This is a genomic window from Ruminiclostridium sufflavum DSM 19573, from assembly GCF_003208175.1.
Classification (GTDB): domain Bacteria; phylum Bacillota; class Clostridia; order Acetivibrionales; family DSM-1351; genus Ruminiclostridium; species Ruminiclostridium sufflavum.
In genome coordinates this window covers 118,030-139,879 of record NZ_QKMR01000011.1, presented here as the reverse complement: position 1 = coordinate 139,879, position 21,850 = coordinate 118,030, and the positions used below count along the sequence as shown (strand labels likewise).

Here is a 21,850-nt window from a genome sequence, read left to right as displayed (position 1 = left end):
TTCCAAACTGGCTGTATGTGCTTGAATACTTATCAATCAAGAAAGCTCTCTCCCAATTCAGTATAAATATAGCAATTGCTTACGCCCTCTTCAAGCACTTCCCCATCAATAAATGCCTTGTTTCGGAAAAGGCCTACATTTCCGACAAAGCCGGATTTCTCCCCTCCTACGCATGTATTGATACCTCTGATTTCCCTGTTGTTTTCACTCAGTATTGTATGCAGATACATCTCACCTGTCAGTCCCTTCAGCCTTGCAACCGCCTGCGGTTTTCCGTTCCTGATCGCAGCATCCGGAGCGGCAGAGGATATGTTAAAGGCTACCGCACCTATCGATAGAGGATAGTCCTCACAGCCAAAAGGCATAGTACTCGGAAACGGGTCAATACTGCTTTCAGTCTGCTTTATCAAACAGCTTGAGTCGGGATCAATCTCAAGCCAGAAAGTGTTTCTATCCTCCCCTATCCTGTAAAGCCCTTCAAAAATTATTTTTTCCCTGCTCAAATCAAGATACATCTTGCCTGTTACGGTTTTTGGCTCTCCCTCCTTAGGAACGGCGATATTCTGGATTTTATCAGACAAGGTAAAGCTGATATCCTTATCCGGTTCTTCTGTACAAATTACCACCTCCACCTTTTCAATTTTCTCGGTATTCCCGATAAAAGACGGACGCATCTTTAAAGCAAAATTACAAAACTTAATCAAACTTACATATCCGTTCAATTCTTTAACACCCCTTTTTAAAAATTTTAAGGCCAAAATAAATTATAAATCAAAAAGGCTTTTAAACCCCTTTATATAATTTCTGCTTACAGGAACCTCTTCCTCGGAGCCTTCCATTTTCAATACATATGTATTGTTAAACCATGGTATGACCTCATTAATTTTCATCATATTTATGATAAAGCTTTTATGGCATCTGAAAAATCTTCTGCTGTCCAGCATCCTTTCAAAATAGCTCAAGGTATCCTTACTTCTGTAGACCCCTCCGCTGATTGTATAAATATTAACACCTCCTTCTTCAGAGGAGATATAGCATATATCAGGCGGAGCACATAAAAAAATCCTGTCATTTTTCCATAAAGGAATCTTAATAAGCTCCTTCTTGCTTGCTTCAAACTGTATCACTTGCCTTTCCCTGATAAAATTATCTTTGTTCTGTTCCGAAAGCAGCTTCTTTACCCTGTTCACTGCCAATTCAATCCTTTGCTGGGAAAACGGCTTCAGGAGGTAATCAATGGCATTGAGTTCAAAAGCCTTTATAGCATATTCATCGTATGCCGTAGCAAAAACAATTTTTATCCCCTCTTCAAGCTTTAATATTTCTGCGGCTGCCTGCATACCGCTCATTTCAGGCATTGAAATATCAAGAAAAACCACATCCGGCTTTTCCTTGACAATCCGCGGCAATGCTTCGGCCGGATCCTGATACATTCCTTTTATTTTAATATCCTCAAACTTTGAAAGATAGAAGCAAAGATTATCCAGAGCCGCCTTTTCATCATCTACAAGTATTGCTCTCACGCCCTTCAGCCCTCCTTCTGCCTAATGGAAGCGTTATCCTGACAACAGTTCCTTTTTCTTCAGTGCTTTGAATTTCTATTTTCCGTTTGTAAATTTTTTGAATACGGTTTTTTACATTTTTCAGACCTATGCCGGAGCTCTTTTGTGCTTCACCCAGTATTGAATTCAATTTTTCTTCTGTCATCCCAACTCCGTCATCTTCTACTGATATGAAAAGCATATTGTCTCTTTGTTTAGCAGAAAGCTTAACCGTACCTCCGGCTTTACGTGGCAGTATGCCATGCAGGACTGCATTTTCCACAATAGGCTGAATAATACACGCAGGCACCTTACAAGCTATATCACTTCCGACATCAATTATTACCTTTAATTTATCCGAAAAGCGTGCCTTTTCAATTTCCAGATATGATTTTACGTGAAGCATTTCTGTTTCAAAATCCACAAATTCCTCATCATTTTTAAAGCTGAACCCGCATCTGAGATAGTCACTCAGGTACAGAAGAAGTTCTACTGCTTTTTCGGAGGAGGTTCTGCTTACGCTAATTATTGTATTTAGCGCATTAAACAGAAAATGAGGCTTAATCTGCGCCTGAAGCATCCTCAATTCTGACTTTAGAATCAATTCCTCCTGACTTACAAGCTTTCTGAAAAGCATAAAGGATTGTACAAAAATGAATAGCAGCTGGCCCAAGGGGATGTAATATCCGGTTTTCAGAATGCCGTAGCCGTTAAAAATATCGTTTAAGATTATAAGGGTTATTGCTGCTGTTGCAATTAAAAAAACCAAGGCTCCGTCTCTTCTCATATATGAAGCTTTTGTGAGTATAGCAAGCAACAGAATTACTACAAGTATACTGCATACCTGAAAGGGAAAGAGGAAAAAGTGCCTTGCATCATTTTGCAAAACCATTGTAATTAGCGTAAACAGCAGTCCGGTTGCCTGAGATACTCTTACAAACCACACCGGTGTGTCCTCGGGGAAAAACGAATGTGTAAACATAACAAAACAGGGTAATATTAAAGGGAAAATTACTCCTGATACCTTTAGTAAGAAATAAAGCGGTATATCCGGCATAAAATTATAGAGAAGCATTTCGCCCATCAGAAGTGTTCTGACTGAAATAAGCAGGCACATTATGCCAAAGTACAAAGTATATATCTCTTTTTTTCTAAGGATAAACAGGGTCAAATGATAGAGCGCCATAATCATGATACAGCCAAAAAGAAACATATCTCCGAAGGAGCGGATATTCTTCCGGCTGACCAGCATTATTGTATCTCCAAGCTCAATATTTGCCGCAAAGCCGCCATTGGCATATCCATAGTTTGAAATCTGTACAGTAACGTAAAAATCCTTATTGTCCGGCTGGATATCTATTATTTGAGGATTGAAGCCACCTCTGAAATCACCGGCATTTGTCCCTGTATGTCCTGCCTCATAGACAACCCTGTCCCCAATCCATATTCTGCAGGAGGATATCAAAAACTTAATATTTATTGCCATACTTTCGTGTATGCCGCCTGTCCTGACCAATAGCCTGTATGTAGCAAAGCCTTCATTTTTTATATTATCAACGGTTTTTATATTTTTCCATAATCCGGGCACCTGAACAAAAAGAGGCTTCCCATAAGGACTCCCTTTTCCTAATCGGTCAGGATTCAGAAGCTTATTCCAATATAATTCCCATTGACCGTCAAGCTTTACCGGTCCATATCTTTTAAAGTCCCAGGCTGATAAATCTATTATTCCGTTAACCGCCTGAGGCTGCTTTTCAGGCTCTGAATTCTGATATCCAAAAAACAAAAAAACTGCGGCTGAGGCAAACATAACAAATGCAATTATAACAATATCTACAAGCCTTTTCCCCATTCCAGCAAAGGAATACTCTTTGTCTGATTCAGAAAACAATATAATATCTCCCTGTAAGCATATAAACGTAAAATTTTATTTATAAGGTCAATGATATCAGCTCTTAGCCGATAATAACTGACTTACCATTTAAAATATTATTCTACATATAATTTAATTTAATTCTATATATTTACATTTTATCATTTGTTCCAGGCATTGTAAATTTGTTTAATAAAAAAACTGCTGACAAATAAATGTCAACAGCTTTTTAAGGTATAGAAATTTTAAAAATTACTCGTCAGCATGATCGTGTTCACAATCACAGCCGCAGCCGCAATCATCATCACAGTCACAATCCCATTCCAGCTCAATCTTTTCGTGGCAATGAGGGCACTCTATCGTTTCAGCGTCTTCATCAATCATGTCTAAATCCACTTCAATTACTTCACTGCAGTATGGGCATTCAATTTCTTCAAATTCCAGCTCATCATCCTGATCATATACTACCTTTTCAAGTTCGGCAAGATCCTCGTCAATACCATCAACCTGTTCGCTGACTTCATCCTGAATTTCTTCAATATCCTCGATGGCAAGAGCAATATCGTCCAAAACGTCAACAATAGCATTCAACAGCTTGCCCTCATTTGTTGAATCATCTATTTTCATTCCCTCTGCCAAACCCTTGATGAAAGCTACTCTTTCGCTAATATAGCTCATAATCCTACCTCCTCGTTACCAATTAATTGGTATTTTATTATTTTGTTACTCTTTCCATGTAATCATTTGTTCTTGTATCAATTCTGATTACATCTCCGATATTTACAAATAACGGAACCTTTATAACATAGCCTGTTTCAACAGTCGCAGGCTTTGTTGCTCCTGTGGTTGTATCTCCCTTGAAGCCCGGATCAGTCTCGGTAACTTCCAGCTCAACAAATGTAGGCGGCTCGATGCCGAAAACATTTCCCTTGTGTGAAAGAATTCTGACTATTTCATTTTCCTTTACAAGAGCAAGTGTGTCTCCGATTGTTTCCTTATTTATTGGAATCTGTTCATATGACTGAACATCCATGAAATAATAGAGATCCTCATCCTTGTACAGGTACTGCATATCTTTTCTATCAATATGAGCCTTCGGCATTTTGTCAGTCGGATTAAAAGTTCTTTCAACTGTAGCTCCAGTAACAATGTTCTTGAGCTTACATCTTACAAAAGCTGCTCCTTTACCAGGCTTAACGTGTTGGAATTCCACTACTTGAAATATGTTATTATCATACTCAAACGTTACACCATTTTTAAAATCACCAGCTACTATCATACTATACCTCCGTAATAAATATACATTCAATGTCTTAATTAATTGCATAAAAAAACCATTTTGCATTAGCTGCATCTTAGTTTATATTAAATTATATTTGTCTTTAAGGCAAGGAAAATTTTCAATATTATACGTTTTTTCATATTTTTTTATGTTTCCTATTAAAACAAACCAATACTCATGCAATTATTGCCACATAACTATAATATTATCAATTCTTTTGGAGACTTTGTCAATACTACAGGGCTATCGTCCTTAATAATTATAGTATCTTCTATCCTTACGCCTCCCAGTCCTTCAACATATATTCCGGGCTCAATTGTAACCGTCATGTTGTTTTCCAGCCTTCTGCCGCCGCCTGTTGAAAGCCTTGGGCTTTCATGGATTTCCAAGCCTACCCCGTGACCTAATCCATGTCCGAATTTTCCTTCATAGCCGTTTCCATAAATTATGTCTCTGGCTATTTTATCAACCTCACTTCCCGTTCGGCCTCTCTTTGCACCCTTTTCCGATGTCAGCTGTGCATTTAACACTATACTGTATATATCTTTCATTTCTTTTTCCGGCTGACCTAAGAATACTGTTCTGGTCATGTCAGAACAATAATGGTTGTACATTGCACCAAAATCCATTGTTATTGCATCACCCGGCTCCAGCCTTTTCCCTGATGCTGTCCCGTGAGGCATTGAAGATCTGAGACCGGAGGCTACAATTGTTTCAAAGGATGCACCCGAGGCTCCCAGCTTCTTCATTTTGTATTCAAGCTCAGCTGCCACATCCAGCTCTGTTATTCCCGGTCTTATCACAGACAGGACATGAGTAAAGGCCGCATCTGCTATCTCAACTGCTTTGCTGATTATTTCTATTTCCTGCTCATCCTTTATAATTCTCAAGTCATCTATAAGGCTTCCCATACCATGGAATTCCACGCCATTAATTTTGTCTGTGTATTGCCGGTACTGGGCAAAGCTTACGTTAAGCTCCTCAAAGCCCAGCTTGATTATGCCCTCTGACTTCACTATCTCATTAATTGTATCAATTATATCAGGCTTATGCTGAACTATTTCAAATAATGGCGCCTGCTTTGAAGACTGCTCAATATATCTGAAGTCTGTCAATAAATATGCTTTTTTACCGGTAATCAACAGGTTCGCGGAGGTACCTGTAAAACCCGACAGGTACATATAGTTTTCGATTTTTGTTACAATAGCACCATCGATTTTTAAATCCTTCATTTTGCTTCTGAATGTATTCAAGCGGTTCGAAAGATTTTTTACATTAAACATTTTCCTGCCTCCTATAATTTGATTTAATGTATAACAGCTAACACACAGTATTACCTGAATCCTGTTTTCTTTTTTGCAAATCAGCCGCTGCATGCAAGGCAAGAATATAGCTCATTTTGCCGAAGCCGCATATCTGACCGACGCAAACCGGTGCTATAACAGATGTATGTCTGAATTCTTCTCTGCTATGTATATTTGACAGGTGTATTTCTATTGAGGGAATTTCAACTGCCTTTATTGCATCTCTTATTGCTATGCTGTAATGGGTGTAAGCCGCAGCATTAATTATAACAACATCGTACTCACCTCTGGCGGCCTGCAGCTTATCAATGATTTCTCCCTCGTGGTTGGATTGTACAAAATCTGTTTCCAGCCCAAGTGCTTCAGATGTAACTTCAACCGCTTTCGCTATATCAAGAAGTGATTCGCTCCCATAAATATTTTTTTCTCTGATCCCCAGAAGATTCAAATTGGGGCCGTTTATTACCAAAATCTTATTCATACATGCCACCTTGGCCCTTTCCTGCATATCTGCATTTTATATTACAGTCCGTTCTTTATGCTCTCATAAATTCTTTTCATTTCAAGTGCATCCTCGGCCATTTTGCCTCTGGATTCACAGATTATGACAGGTTCTATTCTTTTCCTTACAAGCACCGGAGCCAATTGCTCAAAATCCGGGCCAAACTGCTTATCCTCAAAATTCCAGTGTTTTTTTTCTCCGCCCTTTGTATATTCTATTCTGCTGAAATGACAGTGGAGCTGCTTTGTTCTTGCAGCTCCGATATATTTTTCAATTGTATCAATAATACTTTCAAAAGCCTGTTCAGAGGTAAGACTTCCAAGACCTCTCGCATGTATATGCCCAAAATCTATTGTGGGAATGATTCTTTCATCAATCAGGCACAAATCCAGTATTTCCTCAAGTGTTCCAATTTGATTCTGCTTTCCCAGCACCTCGGGGCAAACAATAATATTCCCCAAGCCTGCTGCATCCGCCAGCTCAATAGTTTCTTTAAGAACCTGCTTTGCAGTTGCAATTGCCCAGCCTTTATCCACCTTGCTGTATGAACCGCAATGTACAACTACACGTTTTGCATTCATCCATTTTGCTGCCGTAAGTGTATCTAAAATATATCTTTTGGATTTCTCCCTTTTATCCGGCTCCTCACTTGCCATGCTTATATAATAAGGAGCATGAATGCTTAAAAATATGCCGTTTCTTTCAGCCTCTTTCCCGATTGCCCCAGCAGTTTTTTCGCTAATATTTACGCCCTTCGTGCATGAGTATTCATATGCATTGAGCCCCATGGCAGCAAGCCATGCAGGCATTTGCAGCGAGCTTTTAAAGCCCTGTTCATAAAAGCTGTCCGAATTTCCTGACGGTCCGAATCTTATCATCTATCTGCTCCTTATTATGCCGGTCTTTTTCAATTATTTCCTTATTCAAGCTTATGCTTATGTTTATTTGCTTTCAAGAAAAGCCTTCATAGCACTGTAGCACATATAAACGTCAATTTTACTTGTTACCTCCATCGGAGAGTGCATTGACAGTATTGGTACTCCGCAGTCAAGCACATCAACGCCAAGGTTTGCAACATGCTGTGCTATTGTTCCTCCGCCTCCCTGATCCACCTTTCCAAGCTCTGCTGTCTGCCAGACAATATTTTTTTCATTAAACAGCCTTCTTATGGTACCCATATATTCTGCATTTGCATCACTGGCATCATACTTTCCTCTTGAACCGGTGTATTTCTGTACTACAACACCATTTCCCATAAAGGAGGCATTCATCTTGTCATTAACATCAGCATAGCTTGGATCGACTCCTGAATTTACATCAGCTGAAAGCATACTTGAATTTTCAAGGCAAATATTAATCAGAACATCAGAGTAGCTCTCATTTGTCAAATATATTATTTTGGAAATAAAGCTCTTCAGAAAATTTGACTGAGCTCCTGTATTTCCCATACTTCCGACCTCTTCCTTGTCTGTAAGAATACACAATGCTGTTTTCCCCGAAAGCTGTATGTCAAGCATAGCCTTTACACAGGTAAATGAGCATACTCTGTCGTCCTGCCCGTAAGCACCAATCATGCTTCTGTCCAGACCTATATCTCTGGCCTTGAAGTTCGGCACTGCTTCAAGCTCAGCTGAAAGAAAGTCCTCCTCCACAATACCATATTTATCATTTAAAATTTTTAAAATATTTAATTTGATTTTATCCTTTACTTTCTTATCGTTATACGGCTGTGACCCAAGCAAAAGATTCATATCCTCGCCGCTTATAACCTCTGTTGCTTTTTTCTGCATCTGCTGCTGAGCGAGATGAGGAAGTAAATCGGTGATTGTAAACACAGGGTCTCCGTCATCCTCTCCAATACATATATCTATACTTGTTCCGTCTGTCTTTACAACAACTCCGTGTAATGAAAACGGAATAGTAACCCACTGATATTTTTTTATTCCTCCGTAATAGTGAGTTTTCATCAATACAAGCCCCGAATCCTCATAAAGGGGATTCTGCTTTATATCGATTCTTGGAGAGTCAATATGAGCCCCCACCATGTTTATTCCTTCTGACAAAGGCTTTTCCCCGATTATTGCAAAAGCAACGGACTTTTTCTTATTTACATGGTAAACCTTGTCTCCTTTCTTTAATTTCTTTCCTTTATTCAGTAATTCCTGCAAATTCTGATAACCGGCTTTTCTTAATTTTCTTTCAACTAATGCCGAAAACTCTCTTTCAGTTTTCCCTTTATCCAGATATTCCTTATAGCCTTCACACAAATCAAATGCCTTTTTTATCTGGACTTCATCACATTGCTCCCAAGCATTTTTAACCTCGTAGGACAATTTTTCTTTAAGCACCTCTGCCTGTGACTTTTTTTCACTCATCTTTTTTCCTCTCTTTTACCTTTATTTAATATCTAAATTACCAACCCAGCCTTCAACCGGAAAAGCTGAGCTATTAATTATAATAGCTTAAATTTCATAATTAAATTTTGACTAAATATTCAAATATTGATACTATTACTATAAATATTAATGTTTTTATATAGTATTGCTGAATTTTCAAAGCATATTTTGCTCAAAAAGCAAGAAAGCAAAATAATTCAATATCTATTATGATATTTAATTTTAATATAATTATACTTTTCAAAGGAGAAAGAAACAATGCATGATAGCCATATTCATTCAAATTTTTCCGGAGATTCAGACATGAAAGCTGATTCTGCCTGCCGAAAAGCCGTTGAAGCCGGCTTATCCGGTTTAGTTTTCACTGACCATGTAGATTATGATTACCCGGATTTTGATGAAAATTTCCTAATAAACTTGGATCAGTATTTTAGTTTTTTCACAGAGCTCCGTGATAGCTGGAAAAACAAGCTGGATATCCGCATAGGGGTTGAAATGGGTTATCAGCCGCACGTAGTCAATGAAATCAACAAGACACTCGGTAAATATCCATTTGATTTTATTATTAATTCCGTTCATATAATTGACCATCTTGACCCTTACACAGGGCAATTCTTTATGGGAAAAAACCAGCGTCAGGCTTATGAACGGTATCTTCTGGAAATCCTGTATTCCGTAAGCGCATACGATAATTACGATATTATCGGCCATATAGGGTATGTGGCAAGATACGGGGATTTTGAGGATAAGCCCTTAAGGTACAGTAATTATCCCGAGCTTTTGGACCAGATATTGAAAGCCGTAATCGAAAAGGGCAAAGGAATAGAGCTGAATACCTCCGGTTTGAGAACTGATTTGCAATCCTCCATACCCGGTCGGGATATTTTACACAGATATTTTGAATTAGGCGGTGAAACAGTAACCATCGGTTCAGATGCACATCGTACAGAACATATTGCCTCCTGCTTTAAAGAAGCGGCCGAATATTTAAAAGAAATCGGTTTCAGGTATGCGGCACACTTTGAAGGAAGAAAACCGGTATTTGAAAAGCTGTAACAGAGATTCAAATCTCCATGATATGCAGGGGGTTCAAAAATACAGAACCCCTGCATAATTTTGCGACTTACTCCTGAATCAAGTCAATGGAACCTAATACTACATGTGCCAATCCGACTCCAAGCATACAAGCACCGATACCGACTTTCAAATCACGCTTGGTCATACCATGCTTTTTCATGTCATAGCCTCGCATAGCCACACCGGTTGCCGTAACCGCAGTACCCAAAACAGCAGGTATTATCCCTTTTCGCATAAGACTCCCTCCTTTAATTTAGAAATAAAATCTGTATTATTGTGTACAACTCCAGCAAAAATATCCCTAGGTCAAAAGCAAATTTAAACCCACCCTCAAGGCTGGGAATCAATCTATGGTTCCTCCGCCCACAACAGCATCTCCGTCATAAAAAACAACAGCCTGTCCCGGAGTAATAGCTCTTTGAGGTTCATCAAATACAACCCTGACTCTGTCATCATTCAAAACATGTATGGTAGCCGGCGATTCCTTTGCAGAATATCTGACCTTTGCACCTACTCTCATTCCGTCAGCCGGTTTGTCTACAGAAATAAAATTCAGATCTGCCGCGGTCAGTTCATTGGAAAACACCTCACTGTCATCCCCTAAGACAACCGTATTTGTATCCGCATCCAGACCAACTACAAACATAGGCTTGCCGAAAGCAATTCCAAGACCCTTCCTCTGTCCCACAGTATAATGGACAATTCCTCTGTGCTCACCTAAAATATTACCTCTTGTATCAACAAATTTTCCGGGAACTATCTTTTTGCCGCAGCTTTCAGCAAGAAACCTTCCATAGTCATTGTCATGAACAAAGCAAATCTCCTGACTATCCGGCTTTGATGCCACAGACAGTCCCATTTCCCTTGCCATTTCCCTTATCTGCTCCTTCGGATAATCACCTACCGGCATTACAGTTCTGCTCAACTGCTCCTGAGTTAAGTTGTAAAGCGCATATGTCTGATCCTTCCTGTCAGTAACGGATTTTTTGAGTATATATCTTCCTGATTCGGTATTATACAAAACCTTGGCATAATGCCCTGTTGCAATATAGTCTATTCCCATTGATACCGCCTTGTCCAGCATAGCCTGCCATTTTACATGTCTGTTGCAGGCAATGCAAGGATTTGGTGTACGCCCCCTGAAATACTCTTCCTTAAAATATTCTATAACGGTTTTATTAAAGATATCCTTAAAATTGAGCACATAATAGGGTATTCCCAACCTGTTTGCAACTCTTCTGGCATCATCCACCGCTGATAAAGAGCAGCACCCTCCTTCAGATTTCTGCATTTCCTCGTTCATATCCTGCCAAATCTGAAGTGTTACGCCTATAACCTCGTAGCCCTGCTGCAATAAAATGGCGGCAGCTACAGAACTGTCTACGCCGCCGCTCATACCTAACATTACTTTTTTTGAACCCATTGACTTTCTCCCGATTTATAAATCATAGTTCCAAAGCTTTATTCCTCTTCCGAATCCTCTTCGAATCCGTGGCTGTGTCCGCAGCCGCAGCAGCAGCCTGTGCAGTCAATAGCTTCATTTGGTGCTTCGCCATTTTTTCTTCTGTAGTCCTCCAAGGCAGCAGCTATTGCTTCCTCTGCAAGATTTGAGCAGTGCATCTTCTGAGGAGGCAAACCGTCAAGCGCTTCAGCAACAGCCTTGTTTGTTACCTTCATGGCCTCTTCAACAGTCTTTCCGATTACAAGCTCAGTTGCCATACTGCTTGTTGCAACAGCGGCACCGCAGCCAAAGGTTTTAAATTTTGCATCAACTACTATATTATCCTCTATTTTTAAATACATCTTCATAATATCGCCGCATTTAGCATTTCCGACTTGTCCTATACCATTTGCATCTTCGATTTCTCCCACATTTCTTGGATTAGTAAAATGATCCATAACCTTTTCACTATACATATACATACCTCATTTCTATTTTAAAAATTTTCAACCCTAAGTGATTACCGGACTGTTTCCAGCCCGTCCTTCTTAACATACCTTACTTCTTAACCGCTTATCCCTTTATTGCTTCTGCTTGTTTTTAACCGCCTCATAAAGAGGTGACATATCTCTCAGCCTTGAAACAATATTCGGAATTTCTTTCAGCAGGTACTCTACATCCTCTAATGTATTATCATCTCCAAAGCTCAGTCTTAACGAACCATGGGCAATTTCGTGGGTAAGGCCTATAGCCAGCAATACATGTGACGGATCCAGCGAGCCCGAGGAACACGCGGAACCGCTTGAACCGCATACACCTTTCATATCCAGCATTAGCAGCAGGGATTCTCCCTCAATAAACTGAAAAGAAATATTTACATTTCCCGGAAGTCTTTTAGTTCTGTGTCCGTTCAGCTTAATATACGGAACCTTTGCCATAAGCCCTTCAATGGTCTTTTCTCTTAATTCTGTAATTCTTTTGTTATACTCCTCCATATTTTCTGTTGCCAGCTCAATCGCCCTGCCCAAGCCGACAATACTCGGAATATTTTCAGTGCTTGCCCTCTTTCCTCTCTCCTGCTGTCCTCCATGAATCAAAGAGGAAATCTTGACACCCTTTCTGACATACAGTGCACCTACACCTTTAGGGCCGTAAAACTTATGACCGGACAGTGACAATAAATCTACATTCAGCTCTTCAACATCTATAGCCACATTACCTACAGCCTGTACCGCATCAGTATGAAACAACACACCCTTTTCACGGGCAATAGCACCTATTTCATTTATCGGCTGAATAGTTCCTATTTCATTGTTTGCGAACATTATGCTGATAAGAATGGTATTCTCCTTAATTGCATTTCTGACATCCTCCAAGGATACAAGACCATCTCCGTCAACCGGCAGGTATGTAACCTCAAACCCCTCTTTTTCAAGATACTTGCAGGTATTCAGTACAGCCGGATGCTCTATTTTAGATGTGATGATATGCTTTCCCTTTTGCTTGTAAGCAGCGGCAACACCTTTAAGCGCCCAGTTATCAGCCTCGCTTCCCGATCCTGTAAAGTATATCTCCCGCGGCTGAGCACCTATAGCCCTTGCTACCTTCTCCCGCGCTTCTTCAACTGCTTTCTTGCTTTCGCGACCTATGCTATATATTGAAGACGCATTGCCAAAATGTTCAGAGAAATATGGCTTCATAGCGTCAAAAACTTCAGGTTTAACATATGTTGTTGCAGCATGATCCAAGTAAATAATTCTGTCTACCATAACAAACACTCCTTTTAAGCTATGCCTTTTATCGGCCCGCTTCGTTTATCGGTTATTTTATACATCAACTACTGTTTAAAGCCAAGTTATAACACCTGTGTTACTATACCCTTTTCATTATCATAAGAAACAGATTATGTGGAGTCTGCTTTCATTTTATTTTCATAATCCTTCACTAAGTCATAAATTGTAATTGAATCAACAACCTCATTAATCTTGTCTCTAAGCTTAATCCATACCGGTGCGGTAACACACGTATCAACTTTTTCACATTCCGAGGGAAAATCCAAATCGATACATTCAACAGGACAAAGTGCTCCTTCAAGCGATCTCAAAACATCTCCGACAGTTATCCTGTCTGCCGGCTTTGAAAGCATATAACCGCCTTGAGCACCTCTGACGCTTTTTACTAATCCGGATTTTTTCAATGAAGCAAAAAGCTGCTCCAGATAATTTTCTGAAATACCCTGCCTCTGTGCAATGCTCTTTAAGGATATTTGTCCCTCGTCATATTTAACAGCCAAATCGACAACAGCCTTAAGCCCATATCTGCCTTTTGTTGACACCTTCAATTTTAATCACCTTAATTCCAATCAGTTTACTATGATTTAATTAGATAGTATCATATTTTTTTTTAGATTGCAAGCATCAATATATACAAATATAATATCTGAATTATATATCCTTATGCTTTAACTGATGTATAACCATAAGATAAACAACATTTCTTAAAAAAGATACAGGCATGATAAAAGCCTCTTTTATATAAAAGAGCTGTAGCATCTTGTCCGGAGCATGTAATCAATCTCTTCAATGCTTTTTCCATTTGAGCAAACAATAAATACGCCATAGGTTGATTTACTGTCTGTACCCATACAAGCACCTGTATTTTCCTCGGTTATCGTTGAAAAATCAAAATTTGCTCCTTCATAAACTACCGCATCTATAGGCTTAGTATAAGTATATAGGTCAACAACAGTATATCCCTTTTGTTTAAGCTGCCTCGCAATATGATTTGATTGAACTGCAACTATCATTTTCTCCACCTCTGTTTTTTAATATCATAATGGGATATTATTTGCAGAGATATGATAATTATTCCGAATTATCGGCTCTCCATACGGTATTTTAGTCCTCAAAAATCTTTAAGGGTTTCTCAGGTATTTTCTCTGTCAGACTGTCCGGCTTTTTCCGATTCTTTGTTTCTGCCCGGCAACGGCTTGTTTTTAAACACAAATAAAACAACCACTGCTATGTATACCATAACGCTTGGTCCTAATAAATATTGTACAGTCATTATATTCACAATCAAGAGCAAAAACCCAACTAATAAAATCCATGCAAAAACTCTCTTCGCCATTTTTAAATCAACCTCCGCGCCTGTTTCAGGCATAAAATAATATTAAGGTAAGCGTATAAGAAATCAAAATCAAGTTGCTCTCCAATTTTCAAGCCAAGTCTTAATCTTTGCCTCATATCCGTTTGCAGTAGGCTTATAATAAAGTGTACCCAGCATTTCCTCAGGAAAAAACTCCTGCTTTACTATATTGTTTTCATAATCATGTGCATATTTATAACCCTTACCGTAGCCAAGCTGTTCCATGCCCTTTGCAGGCGCATTCCTTAGGTGCATCGGGACACTTCCGGTATTTCTCGTTTCAACATCTGATAATGCCTTGTTTATGGCTGCGTATGCAGAATTTGATTTTGGACTGCAGGCAACAGTTACCGCCGCATGAGCCAGTATTATCCTTGCTTCGGGCATTCCAATCATTTTAACTGCCTGAGCCGCAGAAACTGCCACCTGCAATGCAGTGGGATTAGCCATTCCCACATCTTCAGACGCACAAATTATAATTCTTCTTGCCAGAAACTCAGCATCCTCGCCTGCATATAAAGCTCTTGCAAGGTAAAACACCGCAGCATCCGGATTACTGCCCCGCATTGATTTTATAAACGCACTGATATTATCATAATGCTCTTCTCCGTTTTTATCAAACCGGATGGCCTTCTTTTGCACACATTCCTCAATTGTATGAAGATTAATATCTATAATTCCGTTTTCATCAAGCTCAGAGGTAAGAACAGCCAGTTCAACAGAATTGAGCGCAGTTCTGGCATCTCCGGAGCATACCTCGCATAAATAATCTGCAGCATCCTCAGAAATATTTATGCTGTAGGAGCCGAGACCTCTTTCCTTATCCTTGACGGCATTCAATATAAGCTTTTTTATATCTTTTTTTTCAAGAGGCTTCAGCATAAATACAGTTGACCTTGATATCAGTGCCTTGTTTACCTCAAAAAACGGATTTTCTGTTGTCGCACCTATTAAAACAATTGTTCCGTCCTCTACGAACGGCAAAAGTGCATCCTGCTGAGATTTATTAAAGCGGTGAATCTCATCAATGAACAGAACCGTTCTCCCTTTCGGATTCAGCATAGCATTATTGGTATCGGCAGCAATCCTTTTTATGTCAGCAACACCTGATGTGACCGCATTCAGCTTTTCAAAACTGGACTCGGTGGTATTGGCAATTATTCTGGCAAGGGAAGTTTTACCGGTACCCGGAGGTCCGTAAAGAATAATTGATGTTATCCTGTCTGCCTTTATCATTCTGTATAGCATTTTATCCTTGCCTATTATATGCTCCTGTCCCACAAATTCTTCAATCGTTCTGGGAGACATCCTATATGCCAATGGTTGTATCTTTTCTCTCAAGCTATCCTCCACTCCAAGTACCGCACAAAAAATTATGAACGCAAACTGCGGAAACCCTTTAGTCTGTCATCTCAAAGGATTTCCATATATCATTGACTTCAGCCACTGCACTGTCTGTGGCATTCAGGTCATACATCTGGCTTTTGAAGCAATATGTATAGTCACCCTTTTCAAGTACCTTGAATATAATAGTTGTATATATATTATCCTCCGGATCCTCTATCCTGTATGTATAATTCTTAACCTGCAGGCCCCTTTCATTTGTAATGCTTATGGCAGGCTTAACCTCATATATCATTTCTATTATATCCATTCCCAGTGCTTCTTCGATAGAATCGGCTTCGTAGTAGCTGTCCTTCTCAACAGCACTTATAGTTACGGCAGCGGCTGTATCTTCATTCACAAAAGATATTTCCGAGTCATCATAATAGCTGTACTTTTGCCAATAGCCGGGAATATTTGCAGACCAGCTGTACTGCTTATTTACATACTTGAAAATATCATCCTGCTGTGAAACCCGGATTCCCGAATACTTACTCTCAAAAAGCTCCATATCCTTTTGATATTTCTGCTTATTAACTGTATAAAAGCTCATTTTGTCAACAGTATCAATAAAATCCTTTATGGTTGTTTCATAATCCTTTTCCGAAAGGTATATTGAAATCTCATATACAAAACCATCCTTAATGAAATATAGCTCATCAACATGATATACATTATCTCCGTATTTCAGGCTGAACTTCAGATTTTGAGCTTCCAATCCCGCAATAGTCATGGAGTCCGATCCGATATAGGAATATATTTTGGGATTGAAGTATTTGTCATAGTGTTTTTTTATTTCATCTGCATACTGGCTTAAATCAGCGCCTTCATCAATAGTCTTGGCGGTTACTTTCATATAATGCCTGTTGTCAAGGCTAAAGCTTGTTGACATAGGGTCAACAAACGAGGAGCTGTCCTCCCATTCTACCGGTATATCCATAGACCATACCAAATATTTTGAAGTACTGCTTAAGCTTATATAGTTATAAAAGCCGGCTCTTCCATCCTTTACCTTTGAAATATCCTCAATTCCTTTTTCATTGCCCTTATAGCTTAAATCAAACGAATTAACGATATTATCATAATACTTGTCTGTCATTAGCTTTTCAGGGGTTATAAATTCGTCGTCACTTGTTATTTCAATAAAATAAAAGAATTCACCCTTTTCAAAAACCTTGACACGAGAAGCTTCATTATAGGAAGATAACGCCGTATACTGAAAATAAGGAATATCTGCTTTCAAATCCAGTTTTGACTCCCGTATATTGCTTTCATACATGTCAACAGAATCGAACAAGGCTTCCAAATCCATGTCTTTTTTATACTCAACACTTACATACAGGTATAAATTCCTGCTTTCATTCATAATGCCGATATTATTTGACTTATAGTTGTTAGATACCATCCTCGAGCCTGAGGGTATACTTAAACTCCAGCCATAATAGCTGTTCCCGATTTTCTTACTGCTTATTCCTCCTGTCAGGAAGGATAAATCGGTCAATGCCCCATCATCCTCTAAAATTATTTTTATATCACCTTTTTTTGTATCTTCTGTTACACTGACAGGGAAATTTTCTTTTATAAATTCAAGCGGAACCATCGTGCTGCCGTTTTTAATCACCGGCGCGGCTGTCAGCTTGCGGGATTCCGAATTTGCAATATAGGTTTTGCTTGAAATTGTAAGCTCTGCATTCAATTCTCCGTATATTATTTCTATTTTTGAGCCGGCTTTCCGGTTTATCTCGGCGCCTATTGCCACAACCACCCATGACAGCGGAACCATAACTGTTTTATTTTCTATATAAGGCTTTTCAACCTTTGATGTATTTCCGTTTATCTTGCCTGTGCCGCTGCCGATTTTAAGTTCTATATTCATTTTTTCGTAATCCGCCGCATATGTATTTGAAAAGCAAGCTGTAAAAACAGCCACTGCGGCAATAATACATATTATTGCTTTTATTTTATTCATTATCAGACTCCTTTTCACCGAAAACAACTTCAATGCTTAGCAGCTCTTTATCCCGTATTATTTTGAGAGTTGCTTTGTCACCCGGAAGATACTTCAACATTTCCTCATTATAATCTATGACTGAGTTGACATTTGTTCCGCTAATTGAAAGCAGCTTGTCATCTGTCTCAATATCAAACTGCTCTGCAGGTGAGCCTTCCTCTATCTCCTTTACGGTTATTCCTTCGCTTGTGCTTGGCAGACCATATTTGGCTGTTATGCTGTCAGTAAAGCTGACGCCGAGATACGGCCTGCGAATTTTGCCAAACTTTTCAAAGTGCTTTACGGCATACTTCACTGTGTCTATGGGAATAGAGAAATTAAGACCTTCGACACCGAATCCAATGAGCTTTACAGAATTGATGCCTATAACCTCCCCTTTCATATTTACCAGCGGCCCGCCGCTGTTTCCTCCATTTATAGCCGCATCTGACTGAATAAATCTGTACTCGCCGTCTGCCGACCTGTTCATTCCGCTTATGATACCCTTTGTGGCAGAATTTCTTAAATTAAAGGACAAGGGAGTTCCTATGGCGACAACTTCCTGCCCTACGGCAACATCTGATATATCCCCGAAGACTGCCGGCTGAAGTCCTCCTTTGTCAACCTTAATAACAGCCAAATCCAAGCTGTCATCTATTGCTTTAAGCCTTGCCATGTAAGCCTTGCTGTTTGACAGCACAACCACAATAGAATCCATATCCTTGACAACATGCGCATTTGTAATTATATATCCATTGCTCCTGTAAATAACTCCTGTGCCAAAAATCATGTTATCTGCACCTTCGTTATAATCGGAGCTGCTTTCCTTTAGTTTTCCGATAATACCGACTACCGACGGGCTGACCTTTGAAATTACTCCGGCAATTCTATTTGTATCGGAATTTATTTCTATTGACTTATTATCCCTGTCAACTGTTACTGCTTCCAGATTATCAGCCAGACTGTCCAAAAGTATGTACTGCCTTCCGTCTATAACCTTGATTGAATCTTCCACCTGCTTGCCGTCAATATTTAAAACCATACCGCTTGCGGCAAAGGTTCCTGTTGTAGTAAATGTAAACGCTGCAAGCAGACAAATTGCTTTTGCTGTAACTTTTTTCTTATTCATAAATTATGTCAATGCCACAATATACAATATCAACTGCTAATATTACGGCAAAGACCCGGTTCCCCCTTTTTTCAATTTTAGACAGCTGTATTTTACCTTCCCTGCTTTTTATTTGCTTCTTGTGTGTTTTCATTGACAGCTGCGTAAAAACAGCTTATTAGAATATTTTATCACTAACAGGCTTTTAAAAGCAATTCCCTTTAGTAATATATTTTACCATCTAACGAAAATCAATACAATTGCAGATACTGTTTATATATTGCCAAAAACCCCTGAAGCTTTTATATGCTTATAAAAATGCTTCAGGGGCTTTTACTTGTTTTCCGGATGCTGTAATGTAAGATCAGCAGAGTTACCGTTTCTATTGTGTCTTAAACTTTAAGATTTCACTGTTCAAAGCTTCGGCAAGCTCATTAAGCTCTTTTGCCTGATAAGCCAAATCCTCAGCTGAGGCTATCTGCTCCTGGGTACTTGCTGAAATTTCTTCGGTTGTGGCTGCCGATTGTTCTGCTACAGCTGATATGTTTTGAATTATGTCATGCACATCATTTTTTGCTGTCATTATATTTTCAACCGACGACTCTGTTTTTCCAATATCGGATACTACCTCCCCCATCGCACTGAATACAGTGTCAAATAAAACTTCCGTTTCCTTAACGGCATTTATCTGCTCATTAACCACTTCATTAGACTTTAGTACCTCTCTTACGGTATCCTCCGTCTTTCGTTCTATAGAAGAAATAATGCCATTTATCACTCTGTTAAACTCTTTTGATTTTTCCGCCAGCTTTCCGACCTCACTTGCCACAACAGCAAATCCCCTGCCGGCTTCACCCGCTCGTGCCGCTTCAATAGATGCATTCAAGGCTAACAAATTAGTCTGTTCCGAAATGGCAATCTGCATTTTAAGAATTTTTTGTATCTCATTCATGTTATTACTCAGGTCATTAATATTTGAAAAAACCTTGCCTGTAGTTTCACTTACCTGCACCGACTTATCATTAAGCTTGCCGATAGTACCGGCGGCATCGGTGTTCAGTCCGCTAATCCGGTTAGCTATAGCCGTTACTTTTGTCACATTTTCATCAACCACTGCTATACCGTCAGACAGCTTATTCATGATATTAACACTTTCACTTATTTCCGTTGCTTGCTCCGTCGCACCCTTAGCTATTTCTCCTATTGTCTGAGCAACTTGTCCGGATACCGAATAAGTGGATTCCGAAGCTGTAGATATTTTCCCCGCTGATGAAAAAATCCGCTGGGAAGTATTTCTTACCTTTGCAATAAGTGTACTTATATTCTCCAGCATATCATTGTAATTGCTGCAAACATCCGATATCTCATCATATCCGTAGTCTGCCAATTTATCCGTCAAATCTCCGCCCTTTGCTTTTTTCATGGTTAGAACAAGCCTGCCCAAAGGCTTTGAAACACTTCTTGCAATAAATACACACAATAAAAATGCCATAATAATACAAACAAATCCAATAACACTTATTTTTGTCCTCAATGCATTAGCAGAGCTATTTAAATAATCATATGGTATGACCGATACAACATACCAATCCTTATTTTCACTTATTTTCGAATATGTAACAAGACTTTTTGCTCCATTTAGCTCAATATCCGTATTAGCTGTTACGTTACCCTTGCTTTTAGCAGTAAGCTTTGTAAGCTTATCGGCAATAAGCTTGGAGTTTTCATTTGCAGAATTAACCGGGTATGCTTCAGTGCTTCTTGACGCTACAAGCTTTCCGGTACTGTCTACAACAAATATCGGAAAGGCTTCCTTTGTTTTTAAATCTGTTCCGATATTTAGCTCCTCAAAGGCTTCAGCAAGATAATTTTCTTCAGGTATAATCACTATCTTCGCTATAGTTGAGCCTATGTAAATACCTCTCATATCCTGCTGAATTCCAAAAAGACTTATTTCCTTTTTTGACTTTGTAAACTGGATATTCGTCCATTCCAGCTTATCAATAGTCTTTTGAATAAATTTTTCAGTTTGCAGCTCCGATGAATTATCGGAATAGGTATCTATATGAGAAAAATCATCGCCATACAGCAGGGCACAATAGCGTACCCCCTTAGTATTCAAATATTTTGTCTTCAGAAACTTTTGAACTGTTCTGACTTGCTCAAACTTATCAAAATCAGTTCCAGACTTATATTTTACTATTGCCTCCTGAATATTACTGTCGAACCCGATTTCATTTGCATATGTTTCCATTCTGTTCACTTCATTTTTAAGTACAATACCTGTTTGCTTCATAACCAGCAATGAATAATTTTTGACTTTTTCATCAATTGCATTTGTTGACGTATTATATGAGTATACCCCTATAATGACTATTACAGCTGCCAACAAAAGAACAAAGGATGCCATCAGTCTTGTTTTAATTTTAAATCTGCGTAAAAAAATAATTTTCTTTGACATTGAGGAGCTTGGTTTTTTTCCTTTACCGTTACCATGCTGTTTTCTTTTTGCAATCAGCCTATTTATCACAGAAATAAGTGCTGAACCAACTGATTTAACTAATGCTTTAATTTTCTCGAACTTCGGCTTTACGGATTTCATCATAAGATCTCCTCCTTAATACTGTGCATAAGACAATATGTATTTTTTTGATAATATTATTAAATATAGAGCCTCCTCACATATTTTCTAGTTAATTGCTACCATCTGAAGGTGAAAGCAATTAATTTTAGTCACATTATACCAAATTATGTCGATTTATGTCTTACAATATATAATACTTCACCAAGAAAGTTTTTTCAAGGG

The 21,850-nt window shown here is 38.9% G+C and carries 21 protein-coding genes; 1 reads left to right on the top strand and 20 read right to left on the bottom strand.

Annotated elements, in window-relative coordinates; genetic code table 11:
• Positions 1-32: 32 nt before the first annotated feature.
• From LY28_RS10610 to LY28_RS10570, 9 genes are all read right to left on the bottom strand, one after another.
• Positions 33-704, bottom strand: a complete 672-nt coding sequence (locus LY28_RS10610; protein ID WP_133250189.1) for a hypothetical protein — start codon at positions 702-704, stop codon at positions 33-35.
• A 60-nt stretch (positions 705-764) separates the two neighbouring features.
• A complete protein-coding gene (locus LY28_RS10605) occupies positions 765-1,523 on the bottom strand; it encodes a LytR/AlgR family response regulator transcription factor (RefSeq protein ID WP_110462161.1) in 759 nt (252 codons plus the stop codon).
• On the bottom strand, positions 1,501-3,432 hold the full coding sequence (locus LY28_RS10600) for a sensor histidine kinase (RefSeq protein WP_110462160.1): 1,932 nt from the start codon (positions 3,430-3,432) through the stop codon (positions 1,501-1,503). Before LY28_RS10600 ends, LY28_RS10605 begins: the two co-directional genes overlap by 23 nt.
• A 234-nt stretch (positions 3,433-3,666) precedes the next feature.
• Positions 3,667-4,092: a CD1247 N-terminal domain-containing protein gene (locus LY28_RS10595; protein ID WP_110462159.1), complete on the bottom strand. Its 426-nt coding sequence runs from the start codon at positions 4,090-4,092 to the stop codon at positions 3,667-3,669.
• A gap of 37 nt (positions 4,093-4,129) precedes the next feature.
• Positions 4,130-4,693, bottom strand: coding sequence for an elongation factor P (efp, locus tag LY28_RS10590; protein WP_110462158.1), 564 nt, complete (start codon positions 4,691-4,693; stop codon positions 4,130-4,132).
• Positions 4,694-4,893: 200 nt separating this feature from the next.
• The gene (locus LY28_RS10585; RefSeq protein ID WP_110462157.1) at positions 4,894-5,979 is read right to left on the bottom strand and encodes a M24 family metallopeptidase; all 1,086 of its coding nucleotides are present in this window, start codon (positions 5,977-5,979) and stop codon (positions 4,894-4,896) included.
• 37 nt (positions 5,980-6,016) lie between these two features.
• A complete protein-coding gene (aroQ, locus tag LY28_RS10580) occupies positions 6,017-6,481 on the bottom strand; it encodes a type II 3-dehydroquinate dehydratase (protein ID WP_110462156.1) in 465 nt (154 codons plus the stop codon).
• Between the two features lie 41 nt (positions 6,482-6,522).
• Positions 6,523-7,380 carry a TIM barrel protein gene (locus tag LY28_RS10575; RefSeq protein WP_110462155.1) on the bottom strand — a complete coding sequence of 286 codons (858 nt, stop codon included), beginning with the start codon at positions 7,378-7,380 and terminating at the stop codon, positions 6,523-6,525.
• Positions 7,381-7,443: 63 nt separating this feature from the next.
• Positions 7,444-8,877, bottom strand: coding sequence for an aminopeptidase (locus LY28_RS10570; RefSeq protein ID WP_110462154.1), 1,434 nt, complete (start codon positions 8,875-8,877; stop codon positions 7,444-7,446).
• Positions 8,878-9,156: 279 nt separating this feature from the next.
• Here LY28_RS10570 and LY28_RS10565 point away from each other — a divergent pair, with 279 nt between their 5' ends.
• Positions 9,157-9,954, top strand: coding sequence for a histidinol-phosphatase HisJ family protein (locus tag LY28_RS10565; protein ID WP_110462153.1), 798 nt, complete (start codon positions 9,157-9,159; stop codon positions 9,952-9,954).
• A gap of 67 nt (positions 9,955-10,021) precedes the next feature.
• Here the strand turns inward: LY28_RS10565 and LY28_RS10560 are convergent, their stop codons facing one another.
• The 11 genes from LY28_RS10560 to LY28_RS10510 all read right to left on the bottom strand — a co-directional run bounded on the left by LY28_RS10560 (position 10,022) and on the right by LY28_RS10510 (position 21,649).
• A complete protein-coding gene (locus LY28_RS10560) occupies positions 10,022-10,210 on the bottom strand; it encodes an asparagine synthase (RefSeq protein WP_110462152.1) in 189 nt (62 codons plus the stop codon).
• 108 nt (positions 10,211-10,318) lie between these two features.
• A complete protein-coding gene (gene mnmA / locus LY28_RS10555; protein ID WP_110462151.1) occupies positions 10,319-11,398 on the bottom strand; it encodes a tRNA 2-thiouridine(34) synthase MnmA in 1,080 nt (359 codons plus the stop codon).
• 38 nt (positions 11,399-11,436) lie between these two features.
• Positions 11,437-11,892 carry a Fe-S cluster assembly scaffold protein NifU gene (nifU, locus tag LY28_RS10550; protein WP_110462150.1) on the bottom strand — a complete coding sequence of 152 codons (456 nt, stop codon included), beginning with the start codon at positions 11,890-11,892 and terminating at the stop codon, positions 11,437-11,439.
• 105 nt (positions 11,893-11,997) lie between these two features.
• The gene (gene nifS, locus LY28_RS10545; protein ID WP_110462149.1) at positions 11,998-13,185 is read right to left on the bottom strand and encodes a cysteine desulfurase NifS; all 1,188 of its coding nucleotides are present in this window, start codon (positions 13,183-13,185) and stop codon (positions 11,998-12,000) included.
• Positions 13,186-13,319: 134 nt separating this feature from the next.
• A complete protein-coding gene (locus tag LY28_RS10540; protein WP_110462148.1) occupies positions 13,320-13,757 on the bottom strand; it encodes an RrF2 family transcriptional regulator in 438 nt (145 codons plus the stop codon).
• A 189-nt stretch (positions 13,758-13,946) separates the two neighbouring features.
• Positions 13,947-14,222, bottom strand: coding sequence for a YkuS family protein (locus LY28_RS10535; protein ID WP_110462147.1), 276 nt, complete (start codon positions 14,220-14,222; stop codon positions 13,947-13,949).
• Between the two features lie 119 nt (positions 14,223-14,341).
• Complete coding sequence (locus LY28_RS10530) at positions 14,342-14,545, bottom strand: hypothetical protein (RefSeq protein ID WP_110462146.1); 204 nt, start codon at positions 14,543-14,545, stop codon at positions 14,342-14,344.
• 69 nt (positions 14,546-14,614) lie between these two features.
• On the bottom strand, positions 14,615-15,904 hold the full coding sequence (locus tag LY28_RS10525; protein WP_110462145.1) for a replication-associated recombination protein A: 1,290 nt from the start codon (positions 15,902-15,904) through the stop codon (positions 14,615-14,617).
• Positions 15,905-15,962: 58 nt separating this feature from the next.
• A complete protein-coding gene (locus tag LY28_RS10520) occupies positions 15,963-17,915 on the bottom strand; it encodes a copper amine oxidase N-terminal domain-containing protein (protein ID WP_110462144.1) in 1,953 nt (650 codons plus the stop codon).
• Entirely contained in the window at positions 17,908-19,065 is a 1,158-nt protein-coding gene (locus tag LY28_RS10515) for a S1C family serine protease (protein ID WP_110462143.1), read from the bottom strand. Before LY28_RS10515 ends, LY28_RS10520 begins: the two co-directional genes overlap by 8 nt.
• Positions 19,066-19,426: 361 nt before the next feature.
• Positions 19,427-21,649: a methyl-accepting chemotaxis protein gene (locus LY28_RS10510; RefSeq protein WP_242981217.1), complete on the bottom strand. Its 2,223-nt coding sequence runs from the start codon at positions 21,647-21,649 to the stop codon at positions 19,427-19,429.
• Positions 21,650-21,850: the final 201 nt, after the last annotated feature.